The sequence below is a fragment of the Nitrospira sp. genome (genome assembly GCA_029194665.1).
Lineage (GTDB): Bacteria > Nitrospirota > Nitrospiria > Nitrospirales > Nitrospiraceae > Nitrospira_D.
Window position 1 is genome coordinate 381,939 of sequence record JARFXO010000003.1, and the last position, 18,080, is coordinate 400,018.

The following is an 18,080-nucleotide window of genomic DNA, read 5'->3' on the forward strand; positions in this document are numbered from 1 at the left end:
ACAATCCCGAAGGAGGAGCACCGTGCCATTTCCATACATTACAGGAAGAGCTCAGCAACCGCCGTCACAACCGGTGGATTTGCCACAACCGTCTAGAGCCAAACAGCTGGATCCCGCCGGCTACCTCATGGATCAGCCGTTAGTGGACGCCGTCAATGTGGCGTTGCTGCTTAGCCAACCGTTGCTGGTGACCGGAGAGCCCGGCACTGGGAAAACCCAACTGGCCTACCGAGTAGCGTGGGAATTGGGTCTCGGGAAGCCCTTACGGTTTGACACAAAATCAGGGAGTACCGCACGAGATGTCCTCTATCGCTATGACACCCTCAGGCGCTTCCATGCTGCGAATACAAATTCGGGAAGCCAGGAGAATCTGGACTATTTGACCTATGTGGCCTTGGGGGAGGCCATCGTTTTGTCCCGCAAGAGAGAAGAGGTGCAGAAACTTCTTCCGTCGAACTTCAAGCGCACAGGACCCTGCCGCAGCGTGGTCCTGATCGATGAGATCGACAAAGCACCACGAGACTTTCCAAACGATCTCCTGTTGGAGATCGATGCCCTGCGGTTCAGCATCCCAGAGCTGAACGACGAGATTGAAGCCGATCCGAACCTTCGGCCCGTGTTGGTGCTGACCAGTAATTCGGAACAGAATCTGCCGGATGCCTTTCTGCGCCGGTGTATTTACTATCACATCCCCTTACCGGATCGGACAAGGCTGGCCGAGATTGTTCAAAGCCGACTCCCGGACATCAGCCCGGTGCGAGACAATTCGCCACTGCTGGATTCGGCGCTGGACTTTTTTCATGAAGTCCGGGAATTGGACCTGGGAAAGCCCCCGTCGACGGCTGAGCTGCTCAACTGGCTGCAGACGCTTGAAAAATACGGTGTTGAACCAAGCATGAAGGTCACGGAAGACCCGGAACCGTTGAAGAAAAGTCTCAGCACGCTCGCGAAAACCCAAGAAGACAGGGATTATTTGTCGACCTGGGTTCAGCAACAATTTGCCAAACGTCCCTGAAGCATTCGATGCTCCACACAGAGGAGATAGGCGACCTTGCAGACCATCTTCGGCAGGAAGGATTTCATCCCTCGCTCTATCAAGTCCTGGCCGCTCAAGCGGTGGTTCATCAGGAATCACAACGTGACGTGGATCTTGGATCGCTGGTGCGTCTCACCACTTTACTCTGCCCAATCTTTAGTTCGACCCCTGACGAGCAAGACCGGTTTGAGAAGCTGTACCTAGAATGGCTACGGGCTCGGAGCGGGCGACCCCGCACAATTTCATCCAGTTCTTCTCCTACTCCTCCGCCTGAAAAGCCTCGCACCCATTGGCGCATGAAACTGGCGGTGCCGTGCCTGCTGATCGTGCCGGCCCTCACGGCCTGGTTTCTTTGGCAAGATCTTCGCCCACGCCAGGCAGTGGGCCGTGTCGTGGCAGACAGCCAGCCCGTTGCCCAAGCAACGCTGAGGTTGGGTGAACAGACGGTCACGACGGACAAGCAGGGGACCTTCAAGGTTCCATTTAAGAATGATGATATGCCTCTCCAGTTGCTGGTCGAAATGAAGGGGTATCTCCCAAGCCAATCGCTTGTGGGACAAACGATCCTCGAAAATCGAAAGTGGTTCTATCTGGCTGCCGTCGAGTGGGATGTTCAGTATCAGATCGGAGATGTGCAGCTCGCGAAGGAAAAAACGGGATCCGATTCACCATCGCCACCCCCTGCCCCTGCTCAGGAATCGACTCCTCCCAAGTTGAGGCTGGAGAAGTTACGAACCGTTCCTCCACCGATGCCTTCTTGGTGGGAGAGACTTTCCTATTCAACTGCCCTTATGGCGCTCGCACCGATTCTGCTTGTGCTGTTGTGGCTCATCTATCGGTTCGGTCGCCGTGCGGTGCTAAAACGCCAGTCGAGCCGTATTCCACCAGAACTCAAACAGGTCAAGGTCCAGGCCGGTACCCAGAGGATTTTCCCCTCGCTCTCGCTGCGGCATGTCACACAGCGTCTCCGTCAAACACGCTTTGAGGAGTCTACGGAGTTGGACGTCCCTCGCACGATTGACCGCACGATGAATCGGGGAGGCTTGTTTACGCCGGTCTTTGGTTCAAAGCGCGAACCCAGTTATGTCGCCCTCATCGACCGAGCGACTGTGGCCGATCACCAGGCCAATGTAGCGGCCCAAGTGGTGAGGGATCTGGCCAAAGGATATGTCTTACTTCGGCAGTACGAGTTTGATGAACAGCCGACCATGCTGAGGAGGGTGGATCCTCTCCACGCCAGGCCGAAACAGAGCGAGGGTGCAACAGCCGAGGCGACCAGAGTAGAGATCATGTCCTTAGGCGAGGTCATGGCTAAGTTTCCTACCAGTCGCTTGCTCTGCTTTGCGGATCCCATGACCTGTTTCGATCCCCTGTCAGGAAAAATCCGACCATGGGTTGAAACGCTGGAAGCCTGGGAGGAGCGCTTCCTGTTCACCACCAGCACCCATGGGCAATGGACACAGGCAGAGCGGATTCTGAGCCGTCGCGGCTTTCACGTTATCCCTCTCACGTATCATGGGCTGCGGTTACTTTCCCAACTCCTGGAGCAAGACAGCGTATTGAGTCATCTAAAATCTTACCGGGCCACCGATCGTTGCGTCATTTGTCAATCTTACCCTCCGGGGCCGCATGGTGCGGGCCCAGAGGAGGGGGCCGATGGAGGCAGAGCCGATGGCGCGACGGGCGAAGGGCGAGTATCTGCGAATCATGTGGCAGCGGTATCAACGAGCCAGTCGCTCGGAGCGCTCGGCGTTGCTCGACGAAGTGACGCGCGTGTGTGGGTATCATCGCAAATATGCGATCGGGGTGTTGCGCCAGCAGCGGCCGCCCCAGCCGCCGGTGCGCCGGGCGGGCCGACGGCGACCGACCTATGGCGAGCCAGTGATCCGCCTGCTTGCTGAGATCTGGCAAGCCGCCGGGTATCTCTGTGGCCAACGGTTGCAGGCCGCGATTCCGCACTGGCTGCCCTGGTTGAAACGGCGAACCACAGTCCCCCCGGCGCTGGAAGCCCAGCTTCGGCGAATCAGTGCCCGGCAGATCGACCGACGGCTAGGGGAACGGAAGCGCCGAATCAAGCGGCGGCTGTATGGGACGACGCGGCCAGGGTCCTTGTTGAAGCACCTGATTCCCATCAAAACGGAGCACTGGGACGTCAGCAAGCCGGGCTATCTGGAGATCGATCTGGTCTCGCATTCCGGCGCCTCGGCCGCCGGGGAGTTTCTGCACACGCTGGACGGGGTCGATATTCACACCACGTGGGTGGAGCGGCAGGCGGTGCGGGGCAAGAGTCGGCACGGGGTGGTGCAGGCCCTGACCATCATCGAGTCACAGCTCCCGTTCTCTCTGCGGGGCGTGGATTCCGACAACGGGAGCGAGTTTATCAACGACCATCTGCTGGCCTGGTGTCAGAAGCGGCCCACCGGTCGGCAGGTCCAGTTTACCCGCTCGCGGCCCTACAAGAAGGATGACAACGCGCATGTGGAGCAGAAGAACTGGACGCATGTGCGTAAGTTGGTCGGCTGGGAGCGGTACGAGAGTCGGGAAGCCTTGGCGGCGCTGAACGCCCTGTATGCGGACTTGCGGCTCTTTCAGAACCTCTTTCAGCCCTCCATGAAACTCGTGCGCAAGGAGCGCGTGGGCTCGCGACGGATTCGCCGCTATGATGCCCCACAGACGCCGTTCGAGCGGGTACGAGTGTGTCCAGCGGCAGATCCGGCGAAGGTCGCGGCCCTGCAGCGCGTGCTGGAGACCACGGATCCCTTCATCCTCTCCCAGCGCATTGATCAGCGCCTGGAACAGCTCTGGGCACTCGCCACACGGGCCAGTCGCACGCCGCGCGAGCCAGCGCCCCGGCCGCCGCAGCCTCGGGCGAGTACGCCGTGGCGTGGCTGGACCTTCAGCCCCAATGTCCCGCGCCAGAACCAGACCCTACGCGGCACAGGACGCTCATAAGTGAGGCTACTCCGGCATGGACGCCAGGGCGATCGTTGATCCTGGGCCACATACAGCGGTCGATTTCCCAGACGGACCGCCCCAAAGATGCTCCTGTGTGCAAGGAGCGATGAGCCGCTCGGTAAGATTCACAAATGACCCAACGATCCCCCGGTAGGTAAGATTTTTAAATGGCTTGATAGGGACAGTCCACAAGGGGAATCGGCCACGGAGACGACACGAGAACGACGGGGGACCTATGAGCGAACTCCCCAACGTTGGTTGGAGCGTCATCCACCGTCACAGGACATCATTGCAAGGTTGATGGCCGACCTCCGACAGGAACTAGGGTCGGAAGGGATCCTCTGGTTAGCGGCTTGTGCTGCCTACCCGGAAATTCACTGGGCACTGACGCTGGAATGGGGTGCCCGCCTCTTTGGACAGGGCTCTACTGCGGAAACGTCTCTACCGAAGCTCACATCACTTGTGTGGTTCCGGCATGCCTTTATGCCGGATTGGTTCCGAGCAGCGCTCTATGACCAGGTGACGGCGCAAGAAGCGGAGCGGATCAGTCAGGAACTTGGCGAAATTATCAGTGCGCTGAATCCTGAAAGTGGCGACACGCTCCAACTCAAAATCGCCATGCCATCAGGGGCAAGACAACAAGCCGCTCCTCCAGTTGCAGGGCTCCGCGGTTGGCTCGAGAAGTTTCGTCGTAAATCGGCAATACAAGAAATGGGACGAGCCGCCGAGTCAGGCAGCCCTATGCGTGACTATGTCATGCTGCAATATCTCTCTGGCAAACAGGGGAAAGCTCTGACACCCTATGCGCCCAAGGCGTTGCTGACACTTCTCTTTTCCAAAGGGCAACCCTGGTTAGGGTTTCGACCGCTTTTCCTCGTGATGGCCGCGTGCCTGGTGTCCAATGGCATCTGGTGGTGGAAAAATCCTGCACCTATACCCTTACCGTCGCCCATCGTCGATGTAGGGTTTTTGGGGGACTCGAATGAAGTGATCCTCAAGCGAGAAAACGGGCGCGTTGAACGCTGGGGCCAGAAGGGTGAAGAATTCGTTCTCGTGGAATCTGGGGAACAGAATACCTTTACCGATCGCTTGACTAAGGTGAGGATGGGTCAGCAGACCGTGTCTGATCCGGAAGGATATTTGGAGCTGATCTACCAGAAAGAAGGGCGGCTCCGAGTGGTCAGTCGTGAGGATGGACGGGAACTCGCACGAGAAGTGGCACCCACTGCGCAGATAGCCAGCCTGCACTGGCCAGCCGGTATTGACGGGTTCTTGGTAGTCGCCAACGCAGACGTTCCTGAATTGATGAAACTGAATGGGCTGGGGGGCCTGCATCAACTCGAAATTGCGAGAAAGGCGTATGAAAAAACATCTGGTGAAGCGAAAAACAGAGTCAGAATGGAGAAGGCGAAACTCGTGGATTCCAAGCGGCAGTCCGACTCAATTGCTAAGAATATCACTGCCGCGGAAAGGTCTGCGGAAGATAAAGTGGCACAGTCAGTGCCCTGTGGAAAATTCGTCCCGTCGAGCTCCGGCGGACCGTTCAATTTGGACTATCAGAATCGGGGAACATATTTTGAGGGCGTTCGGCCAAAGCCAGTGTCGGGGTATGACATCGAGCTAATCTCCGTTATGGCCGATTATGGGGATAAGGATTTTCTGATCCCAGACTGCCTGCGACTTCGGTTCTACTTGAGGGAGGCTGTCCCAGTCCAGATCACTGTGAGGGAACAGGAAGTCCGACTTTACTATTGGTTGGACAAGATCATCCCAACTGCACCATGGAAAGTCGGCTTAAACGAATTTAGCTGGCCCACGGGAAGGGTGTTGAAGCGGCTTGATGAAAAACTGAACGTCAGCGAGTTGGGAGTCTTGATTCGCTTGGGAAGACAAACTCCAGCTGCGGCGGAGGATGTTGCGCCGGCCATCCTCTACCACACACGGCTGCCCGAGAAGATCAGTGGCTATATGTTCACCATGAAAGCGAACGGCGATGCGCGGCTTACGTGCAAGGTCTTTCAAGAGGGAAAATCAACCGAACTCATGACGCAAAACTTCCGCCGAATTCCTGGCGGCCGGCCGTTCACCGTGCGATGGGATGCGGCAGGTGCGCAAGAAGGCAGGTATGCCCTGGACTGTAACGGCTATTCCCTTGATACCAATCAACCAGTCCGACAGAGGGTTCGGTTCTATCATCAACCCTTTGTTCGGACAGAAAGCATCACATCGCCAGCGCGAGGCGATGTGACCGACAGTGAAAAGGAATCCAAGATGCAACAAACGGCGGCAGAGGCAACGAAATCTGCCCCGCAAATCATTGGTGAGGAGCGTGAATCTAAGGTGCTGATTCCGACTGAGGAGATGATTGGTAGCACCAAAACCGAAAAGAATATCGTCTCCAGTGTCAACGCAGAGGTGATCGAACATCTTAAGAGGGGCGTCGTGATGATCAGAGCGCAGGAGGAAGGGAAGACGAAGTTCGGGACGGGGTTTGTCGTTCGGCGGGAGACAGATGTCGCCTACATTGTAACGGCGGCGCACGTGGTAACAGGTGATCGCCGGGTGGGGGTCACATTCTATACGATGCAAGACACCGCTTATCCCGCCACGGTAGTCAACGTAGAAAGAGGAGAACCCGGACTAGCGCTTCTGTTGGTTAAGGTACCGCCTACGACCTTGGCTGGACTTGGTGTACTTTCTCTGGACACGAGTACCCGATTTGCTGGTGGCGAGGACATTTTGATGATCGCAAGCCATGCATCGGGAGGTGGCTGGGAGATCCTCAAGGGAAATGTAGTGTCACGCAAAGGCCGAACGCTCAATATTGATGCCGACGTTCAAGATGGAGACTCAGGTGGCCCAATCATCCACAATGCTCGGGTTGTCGGTCTTGTGACAGCACGGGCGCGTCATGCATTGGCGGCCACTGCCGTGACATTACAAGAGTACTTGGAGGGTGTCGGCATCGTCCCTCAAGAGAACAAATCCCTCCAGCGTCCTGTAGAGAAAGAGATTACCGGAAAGGACAGTCTGGACTCTCTGCCAGCGCCACAATCGCCGGAACAGACACAACAACAGGCGATGAAGCAACAACTACCGGAGCAGCAGTCGGTTGAGAAACTTCCTCTGAGAATTGGCGGCAAAGATGGTGCGCCGATGGTGCTGGTAGCAGCTGGGGAGTTTATGATGGGCTCGCAGGAAGATGACAAAAGTGGGCAAAATGACGAGCGACCGGCCCATCCGGTTTTCCTCGATGCCTATTACATCGATCTATATGAAGTGACCACCGCTCGCTATGCAAAATTCTTCCAAGAGACCAACCGGCCCGCACCAGAGTATTGGTCGGAACAGGTCCTGAAACAGCATGGGCACAAACCAGTGGTGGGAGTGGACTGGAACGACGCCACTGCGTACTGTGAGAGAGCTGGTAAGCGCCTCCCAACGGAGGCGGAATGGGAGAAGGCGGCACGAGGCACCGACCAAAGGCTTTATCCTTGGGGGAATCAGGAACCCACTCAGCAACGAGCGAACTTTGGTCAGGGTCGTAATTTTAAAGACTATGCAGTACTCACCGATATCGGGTCTTTTGAGGAAGGGAAGAGTTCCTACGGCGTCTACGACATGGCCGGTAACGTGTGGGAATGGGTGGCTGATTGGTATGATGGGACCTATTACGGCAACAGGCCAGCGCGCAATCCGAAAGGACCCTCCAGCGGCCAATATCGAGTGCTCCGGGGTGGGTCCTGGAGCGGTGGACCGGCCTCTGTACTCTCGGTCTATCGTTCCAGGCTCACACCCATGGCTCGGAGCGGCGATCTCGGGTTTCGCTGTGCCCAGGACATTCCGAAGTAACCTTTACCCTTTGACTCTGTTTCCTTTTCTCCGAGTCTTGGTTTTTGGTCTTGGCCGCGAGATCAATGAGACTGGCGGTTGCGATCCTTTCACTTTGGCGGTATCCCGTTCGCCCTGAGGTTGTCGAAGGGCGTGAGATCCCGTTCATGGTTCGACTGGCTCACCACGAACGGGAAATCATCATGATCGACGAAGACACCGGGAATCTTCCAGCCGCCGTCACCAAGAACGGACTCCTGAGACACAACGCGACCGTCTACTCCGGGTGGTTATCTTGCCGTGGACCTATTTACAGAAACTCCTACTACCAATTCGCGATTAAGATGTCGGGGTGGTATGATTGACCGCGTTGTCTCAAAGAACGGCATTGCCATTCGGCTCACGGATGAGCGATGGAGGCACATAACGGAAGAGCATTGTGAACTTGCCGGGTTTCGCTCTACCGTCGTGGAGACCCTGTCGCATCCCGACCGTATCCTGCTCGGAGGCGATGGAGAGTTGATCGCTGTTCGTGAAGTGGAAATGGGAAAACATCTTGCCGTGGTGTATCGCGAACAAATCGACGACGGCTTTATCATCACGGCGTTTCTCACACGTCGGATTCGGTCGCTGGAGAAGAGGAGGCAGCTATGGCCCTAGCGGATATTCAGGAGTATGTGAAGCTGATTCCTGCCGTCAATCGGGCACCGCAGCATGCCGTTTGGCTGACGTACGATGCCGAGGCTGATACGCTATACGTCAATTACAAGAAGCCGAGTCATGCCACGGACAGCGAGATGACCGATGAAGATGTGATCATCCGCTATGAAGGTGATGAGATCATCGGCTTTACTGTGTTGCACGCGAGCAAACGACTCAAGAAAACCGCCTAATCCTCGCTTCAACTTGCCCTGAGTTAATCGAAGGACTCACCACGAACGGACTCCTGGGGCGTAACGCTAGCGTCTCCTGCCCCGGCCTTTATTGGCCCCAAATATCCACTTTGATGTGGCGATGCCCACGGCGGATGCGGTATCGCTGAAAGTCGGCAAGATCGAGGGTAAATACCTTGGTGGTGCGGAGTGATTCTGCGGCGACAATGACGGACGCGTCTGCCAGATCCATCGGGTGATCGCCGTACTGTTCCATCAATTCGAAGGCTCGCGCCGTCGCAGCTTGATCCAGAAACCAGAGAGACACACCACCATCAAGGACGAAGTCCCGAAGACAGTCTGCGCCTCTACTATTCGGCGTTAAGAGATGAAAGGCTTCGGTTAGGACAGGGATGGTTGTAAACAGGGCATCTCGTGTGGTGCGAAGAATATCTTTACATCGTGCATGTTCGGCATCTTGAGGGTCAAACAGCGCGACAAACGGTCCCGTATCGACGAGGATCATCGGCGAGGTTTTCGACGTAACGCGAGTTGCATGCCGCGCCGACTGTCGGTTGAAGGCGCAATGGCGTATCCGCCTGGTCCAAGATCAAGTCGGGAGTAAATGTCGAACGCGGACTGCTGAGAGCGGCGGCCCACTTCATCTCGTAATACCAATACCCCTCGCTTGAGGGCTGTGGACACGGACCACCCGGTTTTCTTCGTCACTTGCTTCAGGACCTTTTCGGTTTCGTCGTCTAGGCGAACGGTTCGGAGACCCATGATCTCTCTCCTTTGCGGAGTTGTCATACTGAATGTAATACATCTCGATTTTGTCGTCAACGCAGCTGACATAACATGGCGACAGGCTTGGAATTGACAGCTTCGCTGATGCGCCTCTAGAATGCCGCTGCAATGAACGACCGATTTCTTCGAGCCTGTCGCCGCGAACCAGTCGATTGCACCCCCGTGTGGTTTATGCGCCAGGCAGGACGCTACATGTCCGAGTACCGGACGTTGCGCGCGAAACATTCGATCCTCGAAATGTGCAAGACGCCTGAGCTTGCCGCTCAAGTGACCCTCCAGCCGATCAACCGATTTCCGTTGGACGCTGCCATTATTTTTGCCGACATCCTGCTGCCGTTGGAGCCGATGGGGATCAGTCTCGAGTTTGCAGCGGGAGAAGGGCCCGTCATTCACAACCCGGTTCGTGACCGAGCGGCGGTGGATCACCTCAAAGTCATCGACGGTGACGAACTGGAGTATGTGGCCGAGGCCATCCACCAAGCGCGTCGCGCCCTCGATGGACGAGTGCCGTTGATTGGGTTCGCCGGTGCGCCGTTCACACTTGCGAGCTACGCCATTGAGGGCGGAGGATCCCGCAACTATCTGCACACCAAGCAGATGATGTATAGCGACCCCACCGCCTGGCATCGCCTCATGGACAAGTTCGCGGGCGTGCTGACCGGGTATCTCAGACGACAGATCAAGGCAGGAGCTCAGGCGATTCAGCTCTTTGATAGCTGGGTCGGCTGTCTTTCGGCCAGTGATTACACCGAATACGTCATGCCCCACGTCCAGCGGATTTTCGATGGGCTCAAACGGGAAGGCGTGCCGATGATTCATTTCGGCACCGGCACCACGGCTATCCTACGTCAAATGCGCGAGGCAGGCGGCGATGTCATCGGGATCGACTGGCGGGTTCACCTGGATGAGGCCTGGACCATGGTCGGACATGATCGCGCTGTGCAGGGCAACCTGGATCCGCTCGCGCTGTTTGCGCCGCTCCACGAAATCGAACGTCGCGTGGAGGACATCCTGCGCCGAGCGGGAGGGCGTCCCGGGCACATCTTCAACCTCGGTCACGGCATACTGCCTACGACGCCGGTCGAACACGTGGCCGCAACGATCGACATGGTGCACAAACTCAGCCAACGGTAGTGTGGTATCCCATGGATTTCAGAATAATCCGTTCGCCCTGAGCTAGTCGAACGGCGCGAGATTTCAGACAGTTCCGTTCATGGTTCGACAAGCTCACCACGAACGTATTTGTAGTACGCTGCACCAGCTGGATTGTGTCCAATTTTCTCTGACAAAGGCCATGTCTTTTCCTCAACGCCATACTGCCGTTCTCCTGATGGCTATGGGAGGGCCCGATTGTCTGGAGAACGTCGAGCCGTTTTTGCTCGATGTCAGGGGTGGCCGACCAACGCCTCCTGAACTTGTCGAGGAGATTCGTGAACGGTATCGAGTCACCGGTGGGAAATCGCCGGCCGTCGGCATCACGCAGGAGGTCGCGAAAAAACTCGAGCGGCGACTGAATGGGGCGGAAAACAGCCGCTACAAGGTCTATGTCGGTTTGCGGCATTGGCATCCCTTCATCAAAGAAACGTACGCTGATCTGCTGAAAGAATCACCGGAACAGATCATCGGGGTCTGTATGGCCCCGCAACAGTCCTCCTTGAGTACCGGAGCCTATCGAAAGAAAGTGGAAGAGGCTCGTGCTGAATTGGGGGATCGCACCCCTGTGACGTATGTCGGGAGTTGGAACCGACATCCTCGGCTGATCGCAGCGATTGTCGACAACATTCGGAATGGACTACTCGCCTTTCCTGCCGATATGCGAGCCTCGGTGCCAGTGCTGTTTACTGCCCATAGTCTGCCGGAACGGATCGTGGCAATGAAGGATCCCTATCCTGACGAAGTGAAGGGTACGGTCGACGCTGTGACACAGTTTCTGGGTCATCAACCGACCTACTTTGCCTATCAAAGTCAGGGGCGATCAAGCGAACCGTGGCTGGGACCAACCGTGGAATCGATGTTGGAAGCTATTCATCTGGCGGGACACCGCCAGGTGCTGGTGGCGCCTATCGGGTTTATCTGCGACCATGTGGAAACCCTCTTTGATATCGATATTGAATTAAAGCAGTTGGCGGCCAAGAAAGGCATGCATCTTGAGCGCATCGCCATGCTAAACGACTCTCCTCCACTGATCGAGACGTTACGTGACGTCTTGACGGCACACGAATCGTCCCTCTGCAGCCAGTCGTGACTCGACCACGCACAGTCGTAATTGTAGGTGGCGGCATTTCCGGCCTGGCTACCGCTTTTTCGCTACAAGAGAAAGCCGCAAAGGCCGATCTTCCTATCCATTGCACCGTCCTCGAATCCGACCAATCCTGGGGAGGAAAGATCGTCACGCACCGGGTCGGCGAGATTGTGACGGAAGCAGGACCGGACTCCTTCCTTTCGCAAAAACAGGCAGGCCTCGATCTCTGCATGAAGCTTGGCCTTGCCGATCAACTCATCAATACCAATGCAATGGCCAAGAAAGCCTCTGTGCTGTATGGCGGGCGGATGCACGACTTGCCCGAGGGACTGCTCTCTTTCGTTCCGAAGCAACTGGGGTCTTTCTTTCGGAGTGGTCTGCTCACCTGGACAGGGTTGGCGCGTATGGGACTGGAGGTCGCTGTTCCACGCGGTCCCTCAACGGGCGATGAATCGTTGGCCGCCTTTCTTCGCCGTCGATTTGGGGCGCAAGCGTTTGAGCGGGTCTTGGAACCGTTGATGGCAGGAATTTACGCGGGCGATGCCGAGCAAATGAGTCTGCGAGCCACGTTCCCGCGGTTTTATGAGCTGGAGCAACGGCATGCCAGCATCGTCCGCGGCATGATGGCAGCCAAGAAAGCCGCTGCATCAGTTTCGGCGGATCAACCAAGACGGACGATGTTTGTCAGTTTGAAGAATGGCCTCAGCGATTTGGTGACCGCCTTGACGAGTCGGTTGACGCAGCAGGGGGTTGAGTTGCGCATGGGTGCTCGTGTCGAGGCCCTCAGGGTGAGGTCGCATGAGCTCGGCCGCTGGATGTACGACCTTATTATGCAGGATGGCTCGGCGCTTTCTGCGGAAAGCGTGGTCCTTGCAACGCCTGCGTATGTATCAGCAGACCTGTTGCGCCCGTTGTCGCCGATTGCCGGCGGATTGCTGGACATGATTCCCTATGCTTCGACTGCCACCGTTGCGATGGCGTTTCCACGGACTCTGACGAGTGCTATAGAAGGATTTGGCTTTATCGTGCCGCGAACGGAGCAACGTCATCTCATCGCCGCAACGTGGACATCGCTCAAGTGGCCCTATCGCGCTCCGGCGGATCAGCTGTTGGTGCGCTGCTATGTCGGTGGGGTAGGGCGAGAAGAGATTCTGCGATTGGACGACGAGCAATTGACGGCCAAAGTCCGCGCCGAACTGTCCTCGCTATGCGGCATCAGGGCAGAGCCGAGCTACACTGAGGTGAATCGATGGTGGAAGGCGATGCCGCAATACAAGCTCGGCCATCTGGATCGATTGGCACAACTCGATGCGGCGGTGAGCCGTTATCCTGGACTTATTCTTACCGGGGCCGGTTATCGCGGAATCGGCATACCCGACTGCATTCGAGACGGAGACATGGCAGCGGAGCGAGTCGTGCATGATCTTTTAGGCAAGACCGATGTAGTCAGCAGATCAACCACGAAAATAGGGTGAACTTTAGGCTAAGGCCGAGCCTGTGCGATGGCCGATGCCTTAGGGCAGAATGATAGACTGTTCCGGGTAGCCGAGTTCTTTGAGCGTAATTTCCAGAGCATCGACCATCGGCGGCGGACCGCAGAGAAAAACACAGGTGTCGGGACCTGGAGCGGGAAGATGGTGTCGGAGAATTTCCGGGGTGACGCGACCTGTACTACCTTCCCACCCGTGAGGCGGCTGTTCCAATACATGGTGGCAATGAAAGTTCGGATGGTCTCGGACATTGCGTTCCCACTCCTGTCGGAGGATGATGTCCGATTCGGTTTTGTTGGCAAAGATCAGGAATAACTCCGCATCGATCTTGTTGGTCAGAATCCAGCGAATGATGGAGAGCATCGGCGTAATCCCGGTGCCTCCCGCTACAAATCCCACTCGCTTCGCCATTCCATCAATCCAATGTCCGCCGCTGTTCGGCCCGCTCATCGACACCATCTCTCCGATCCGCTGATCGTGTAGGTATTTCGAGACGGAACCAGCCTCATAGCGCTTGACCGTCAGATCGAAGAAACCAGTCGTGCCGACAAGCGAGGAGGGAGTGTATGGCCGCTTGACCTGCTTTCCGTTGATCGTCGCATGGAGGTAGAGAAAATCGCCAGGCAACATATCCAGCGTGGCATCGGCAGGAAGCTCGAACCGGAATGTTTTCGTGTCATGGGTGTCCGGCTCGATTGCAACGAGCTTGTACGGAGTAGGGGCTTTGGTCTTGATGCGGGTGATGTTGTCCATGGTGGCGCATTTTATGCGATCGCCATGATCTGTGCAACGCCAGAGCTTTGATTTGGACAGGGCGAGTCAAAAAGTGGAGCCCACGGCTTGGCAGGCATGGCTTCCTACATAGCATAGGGGGGTGAATCAGAACCGATACAGATCAGTATTGGAATGGATACAGCACGAGGGGCTGAGATACGCCGTTTCCTGAATCTAGACCCTGTACCGGCTCGGAATTCCATACTTTACCCCACTATCCCTAAGTAGTCCAACGTGGTATAAGAATTGCCCTCAGTGATATTTTATTGGCCACTTGATGATGGCCACATAGATATGAGTGTGCGTGGCGTATGATGCGAGTGCTCAATAAGTTGCCTTCTCGGTCGCTATCTGAAACGAACGGCGTGACCATGCTCGTGTTTGCGGTGGTGCTTCTTGTCCTCGGATTCTGTGGAGTCGGGTATTGGAGATATGTTGAAACAGAGACCCTCCATTTACAAGAACGCAATTTCCGGGCTTTGACGGTCACCAGCCGCGCGCTAGGAACGATGGTGGCCAATTACGCAACCGTGCTCAAATCTGTGATCGAGGGCGAACCATGCGGTAACGGTTCACCCTGTCATGACAAGGGCGTCCGCAAGGAGGCCTATAAGCAGGCCGTGCAAGCACTGCCGGGCCTTCGGGATGTGACGGTTGACGAAGAGACCAAAGATTTCGATGGGTTCGGCGTCGAGTTTACCTACCCAAACGGTGTCTCCTCCATCAAATTGACGTACGTGCATCAAGATCGTGCAGAGCTGAGACAGACCAGATGGAAGATCACCGCCGTGATGGATATCGGCACGATCATGAAACAATTGGTGACCGAGGACATCTTTTCAGATGTGCTGTTGGCTGATAGCACGGGACGGGTTCTGTACCATCATCCGTCCACACGCGATCCTTCCGGGTTTGAATTCGAGGATGTCTCGGCCTTCCTGCATAGACTTAATGATTCGGAGTCGAAGGATGGCGGTGCGGAGAAAGCTGGGGCTGAAACTTTGATGTCAAAGCTTCCACTGTTCAACGAAGCGCCGATCGGCGGGATAGGCCATGCGATATTTGCCCAGGCTACGGATCTGCTTGCCAATCCGGGAAAAACTCAAATATTGATTCTCGTGGGCATCGTTCCTGCCGGGCAATTTTATGCCGAGGCTCGTGCCATACCGCTCAATCCGTTTCTGCTCTTGGCCGGACTGTTGCTCGTCCTCTTCTTTGCGCTGCCGCATGTCAAGCTGCGAACAAATGTGCCGACTGAACGACTGACTCCCATCTCCATCGTCGTTCTGATCGTGTTCTCGCTCCTGGGAATCGCCGTGCTGACGTTCGGTCTGGCCGATATCGCGACGTACCACAATCTGGAGCAACAGTTGGATACGCGATTGGAAGCGGTCTCAAAAGAAATTAGGAAGCAGTTTAAGGCCAATGTGGAGCTGGGCTTGCGACAGCTCGATGTGTTTGATGACGCGTGCAATTCCCGATCGGCTTGTCGAAGCCGACTCACAAGAGAAGGCGCGGAACCACATTTGGCACAACACTTGTGCATCGGGACGAATACGGCCGGTAACGAGAGAGGGTTTTCTTTTTTCCCGACGACGTCCGAGGATTGCTCGGCGGATAATACCGAAAATCGTGATGTGCACATCGTCTATCCTGACGTCAAGACCGTGTTTTGGGTCGGATCGAGAGGAGAACTAAAGATCCTCTGGTCACGCGAACCGCATCCATGGAAATATGCGAATCTCCAAGAACGACAGTATGTGCGGCGCATCCTGGCCGATGAAACAGTGATCCGTGAACAGGATGAACAAAAGTTCTGGATTGAGCCCATTTTTTCTCGGACCACCGGCGGCAACGGTGCCGTGCTTTCGATGAAAAGCAGGGTATCCTCCGAAGGGCGAAATCATGGTCGGCCGATCGTGGCAGGGCTGGAAGTCAAATTGCCATCGGTTACTGGCGCCGGCGTGCCTCCTGGATTGGGGTTTGCCGTGATCAATCAGGAGGGGGATGTCCTTTTCCATTCTGATGCACGACGGAATCTGCGTGAAAACTTATTCGAGGAGACGGATCGAGACGGACGCCTTCGACAGTCTGTGTTTGCCCGCGCGACCAGTCAATTCAGCGGGCGCTATTGGGGGAAGGATCGGCATTTCCACATCGCTCCTCTTTTTCTTGAGGAAGAGTTCAGCGAACCTTCCGATGTGTACTGGTCGCTGGTGACCTACTGGGACACAGATATGCTGCGGGTGTTGAATCTTCGTGCCCTCTATTCAAGCGGTGTCTTGTTCTTTATCTATGCGGTTATCGCATTGAGCATCGGAACCGTGGGATGGTGGATGTATTCGCGCGCGAATGAGGCAACGAATCGATGGGTGTGGCCGCAGTCGGAGCCTCTGCATCGTTATGAGATGACCATCGGATTGTTCGTTGTTTCATTAGGTGCCGTGGGCATCTGGTATGCGCGCCCTCATTCCTATCCTGACATGTTGTTGTGGGGGCTGCTGCCGGCGCTTGTCGCGGCGGTGGTGTCCATCACTCATGTCAACGCCGATGCTATTCCTAAGGACAAGCCGGATCGGTCGGCTCGGCGGAGGTATCGCCGGTTCTATGCGCTGGTGGTGGCACTGCTATTGGTGACTTTTGTGGTGATACCGGCCTTGGTGATCTTTCGAGTGGCGGTGGATGTGGAGTGGCGGCTATTGACGAAGTTTGCGCAGGTCGATCTTATTCGTGATCGCGCATTTCAAGCCCAAGGGGTTCGGGATTTCCATGCTCCTACGTTATTCCACGAAGCCAACCGCGATGGCGAGGTGCGAGCGGATTTCCTCCGGAATTTTTCCAGCTTGAATTACGTGTATGCCGATTTTCCGTTTCAAAGCTGCTGGCAGAACGGTAAGGAAAGTGAGCATTGTGGGTCAACTTCGAGAAACGCGGTCCAACGAGGGGATGAACGTCTTATTCGATGGGTGTATCACATCATTGATAGGCCGCGAGTCGGCCAGAGTGGAGCAGAGACCGACATGTTCCTGGAAGAGTCTGAACGGTGGCACCAATCGGAACGGGGAACGCTGAGGCTAACAGATCGGTCTCAGGGGACCGCTTCCCCAATCAGCCTATACTCGCACATCCCTCCAGCCGTCCCGCAGTGGCTCTATTCGCTCTTGGTCTTTGGCGGCTTGGTTCCCTTGGTGGCGCTCCGGGTCAAGAAGACCTATGTTTTAGCCGCAGTCATCTGTGTACTGGGAGGGTCTCTTTCGTTCGGATTGCTCGGAGAAGCGCTGGCACTCCTGGGCGTGAGCGCCTTGCTCTATGGGGCTTGTTATGTGTTGCCGACGGTTGCTGCCCAGCGTATCCTTCTGTTGGACTTTTTGCGTCCTGCAATGGGCTCGACGACGACGGATGCAGGGCAAGGGAGTGCCGAAATGCTTCAGGATCGCCAAGCCGCTTCTTCATGGCCGCCGGGACTGTCGGACCTGTTCGTCGAAGAAATGTCCGGCTTGCGCAACGCGCTGCGTTTGACCGGGATTCCCTGGTCGAACGAGCTGATCACAGCTCGTGAAAACCTTTTGCAACAGGACATCGAAGGTGATGTTGACGTCGCCAAGGAGCGAATCATTCGAGAGGTTCAGGAAGCGGCTGCAAACCAGTACCGACAGATGTGGGAGCAACGTACGACGTCTCAGCGCCGGTCATTATTCAATCTGGCGCGGGACGGATTCCTGCACAGCAGAAATCCAGATATCGGTCCATTGGTGAAAAATGGGTTGATCGTCGCAGATCTGAATCTGCGTCCGATGAACGAAAGTTTCCGGCGTTTCATCATCAGGGTGGGGTTGGAAGAGCGGCTTGATGAAGACATCGCCCAGGCGAGGACCGGTGCGTGGTTCCAAGTGTGGAGACCTATCGGAGTAGGCTTGGCACTGATCATGGTATTTTTGGTTTTGACACAGGAGCAATATCGGACGATTACACTCGCTTTCCTAGGCGTACTACCGGGACTCTTGGGCGCTTTCTCACAGGCGTTGACTGCACCCAAAAAAGAGACAGAAGCTTGAGATTGCATCCTCCGCGTA

General features: G+C 56.1%; 14 protein-coding genes. 11 read left to right on the forward strand and 3 right to left on the reverse strand.

All coding sequences use genetic code 11. The features are described 5' to 3' along the window. Positions 1–22: 22 nt before the first annotated feature. From P0119_11285 to P0119_11315, 7 genes are all read left to right on the forward strand, one after another. Complete coding sequence (locus P0119_11285; protein MDF0666637.1) at positions 23–1,015, forward strand: MoxR family ATPase; 993 nt, start codon at positions 23–25, stop codon at positions 1,013–1,015. A gap of 8 nt (positions 1,016–1,023) precedes the next feature. Continuing rightward, complete coding sequence (locus tag P0119_11290) at positions 1,024–2,937, forward strand: hypothetical protein (protein ID MDF0666638.1); 1,914 nt, start codon at positions 1,024–1,026, stop codon at positions 2,935–2,937. Further along, entirely contained in the window at positions 2,918–3,988 is a 1,071-nt protein-coding gene (locus P0119_11295) for a hypothetical protein (protein ID MDF0666639.1), read from the forward strand. The genes P0119_11290 and P0119_11295 overlap by 20 nt, the downstream gene beginning before the upstream one ends. 303 nt (positions 3,989–4,291) lie before the next feature. Further along, positions 4,292–7,843 (forward strand): SUMF1/EgtB/PvdO family nonheme iron enzyme, encoded by a 3,552-nt coding sequence (locus P0119_11300; GenBank protein MDF0666640.1) that lies wholly within the window; start codon positions 4,292–4,294, stop codon positions 7,841–7,843. A gap of 65 nt (positions 7,844–7,908) precedes the next feature. Beyond that, a complete protein-coding gene (locus P0119_11305; GenBank protein MDF0666641.1) occupies positions 7,909–8,187 on the forward strand; it encodes a hypothetical protein in 279 nt (92 codons plus the stop codon). Continuing rightward, positions 8,180–8,482, forward strand: a complete 303-nt coding sequence (locus tag P0119_11310; protein ID MDF0666642.1) for a hypothetical protein — start codon at positions 8,180–8,182, stop codon at positions 8,480–8,482. The genes P0119_11305 and P0119_11310 overlap by 8 nt, the downstream gene beginning before the upstream one ends. Then, positions 8,473–8,715, forward strand: a complete 243-nt coding sequence (locus P0119_11315; GenBank protein MDF0666643.1) for a DUF2283 domain-containing protein — start codon at positions 8,473–8,475, stop codon at positions 8,713–8,715. Before P0119_11310 ends, P0119_11315 begins: the two co-directional genes overlap by 10 nt. Positions 8,716–8,803: 88 nt before the next feature. Here the strand turns inward: P0119_11315 and P0119_11320 are convergent, their stop codons facing one another. Together P0119_11320 and P0119_11325 are read right to left on the reverse strand one after the other, a co-directional pair. Continuing rightward, positions 8,804–9,220: a PIN domain-containing protein gene (locus P0119_11320; protein ID MDF0666644.1), complete on the reverse strand. Its 417-nt coding sequence runs from the start codon at positions 9,218–9,220 to the stop codon at positions 8,804–8,806. Further along, the gene (locus P0119_11325) at positions 9,217–9,477 is read right to left on the reverse strand and encodes a hypothetical protein (GenBank protein MDF0666645.1); all 261 of its coding nucleotides are present in this window, start codon (positions 9,475–9,477) and stop codon (positions 9,217–9,219) included. Before P0119_11325 ends, P0119_11320 begins: the two co-directional genes overlap by 4 nt. Positions 9,478–9,609: 132 nt before the next feature. On the opposite strand from P0119_11325, the gene hemE reads away from it, so the two are divergent. The 3 genes from hemE (at position 9,610) to hemG (ending at position 13,218) form a co-directional block, all read left to right on the forward strand. Further along, complete coding sequence (hemE, locus tag P0119_11330; protein MDF0666646.1) at positions 9,610–10,635, forward strand: uroporphyrinogen decarboxylase; 1,026 nt, start codon at positions 9,610–9,612, stop codon at positions 10,633–10,635. A 160-nt stretch (positions 10,636–10,795) separates the two neighbouring features. After that, positions 10,796–11,746 carry a ferrochelatase gene (gene hemH, locus P0119_11335; protein MDF0666647.1) on the forward strand — a complete coding sequence of 317 codons (951 nt, stop codon included), beginning with the start codon at positions 10,796–10,798 and terminating at the stop codon, positions 11,744–11,746. Further along, positions 11,743–13,218: a protoporphyrinogen oxidase gene (gene hemG / locus P0119_11340; protein ID MDF0666648.1), complete on the forward strand. Its 1,476-nt coding sequence runs from the start codon at positions 11,743–11,745 to the stop codon at positions 13,216–13,218. The genes hemH and hemG overlap by 4 nt, the downstream gene beginning before the upstream one ends. Positions 13,219–13,257: 39 nt before the next feature. On the opposite strand, the gene P0119_11345 is transcribed toward hemG, so the two are convergent. Further along, the gene (locus P0119_11345) at positions 13,258–13,986 is read right to left on the reverse strand and encodes an NADH-cytochrome b5 reductase (GenBank protein ID MDF0666649.1); all 729 of its coding nucleotides are present in this window, start codon (positions 13,984–13,986) and stop codon (positions 13,258–13,260) included. 332 nt (positions 13,987–14,318) lie between these two features. On the opposite strand from P0119_11345, the gene P0119_11350 reads away from it, so the two are divergent. Further along, positions 14,319–18,062 carry a hypothetical protein gene (locus P0119_11350; protein ID MDF0666650.1) on the forward strand — a complete coding sequence of 1,248 codons (3,744 nt, stop codon included), beginning with the start codon at positions 14,319–14,321 and terminating at the stop codon, positions 18,060–18,062. The last annotated feature ends 18 nt before the right edge of the window (positions 18,063–18,080 follow it).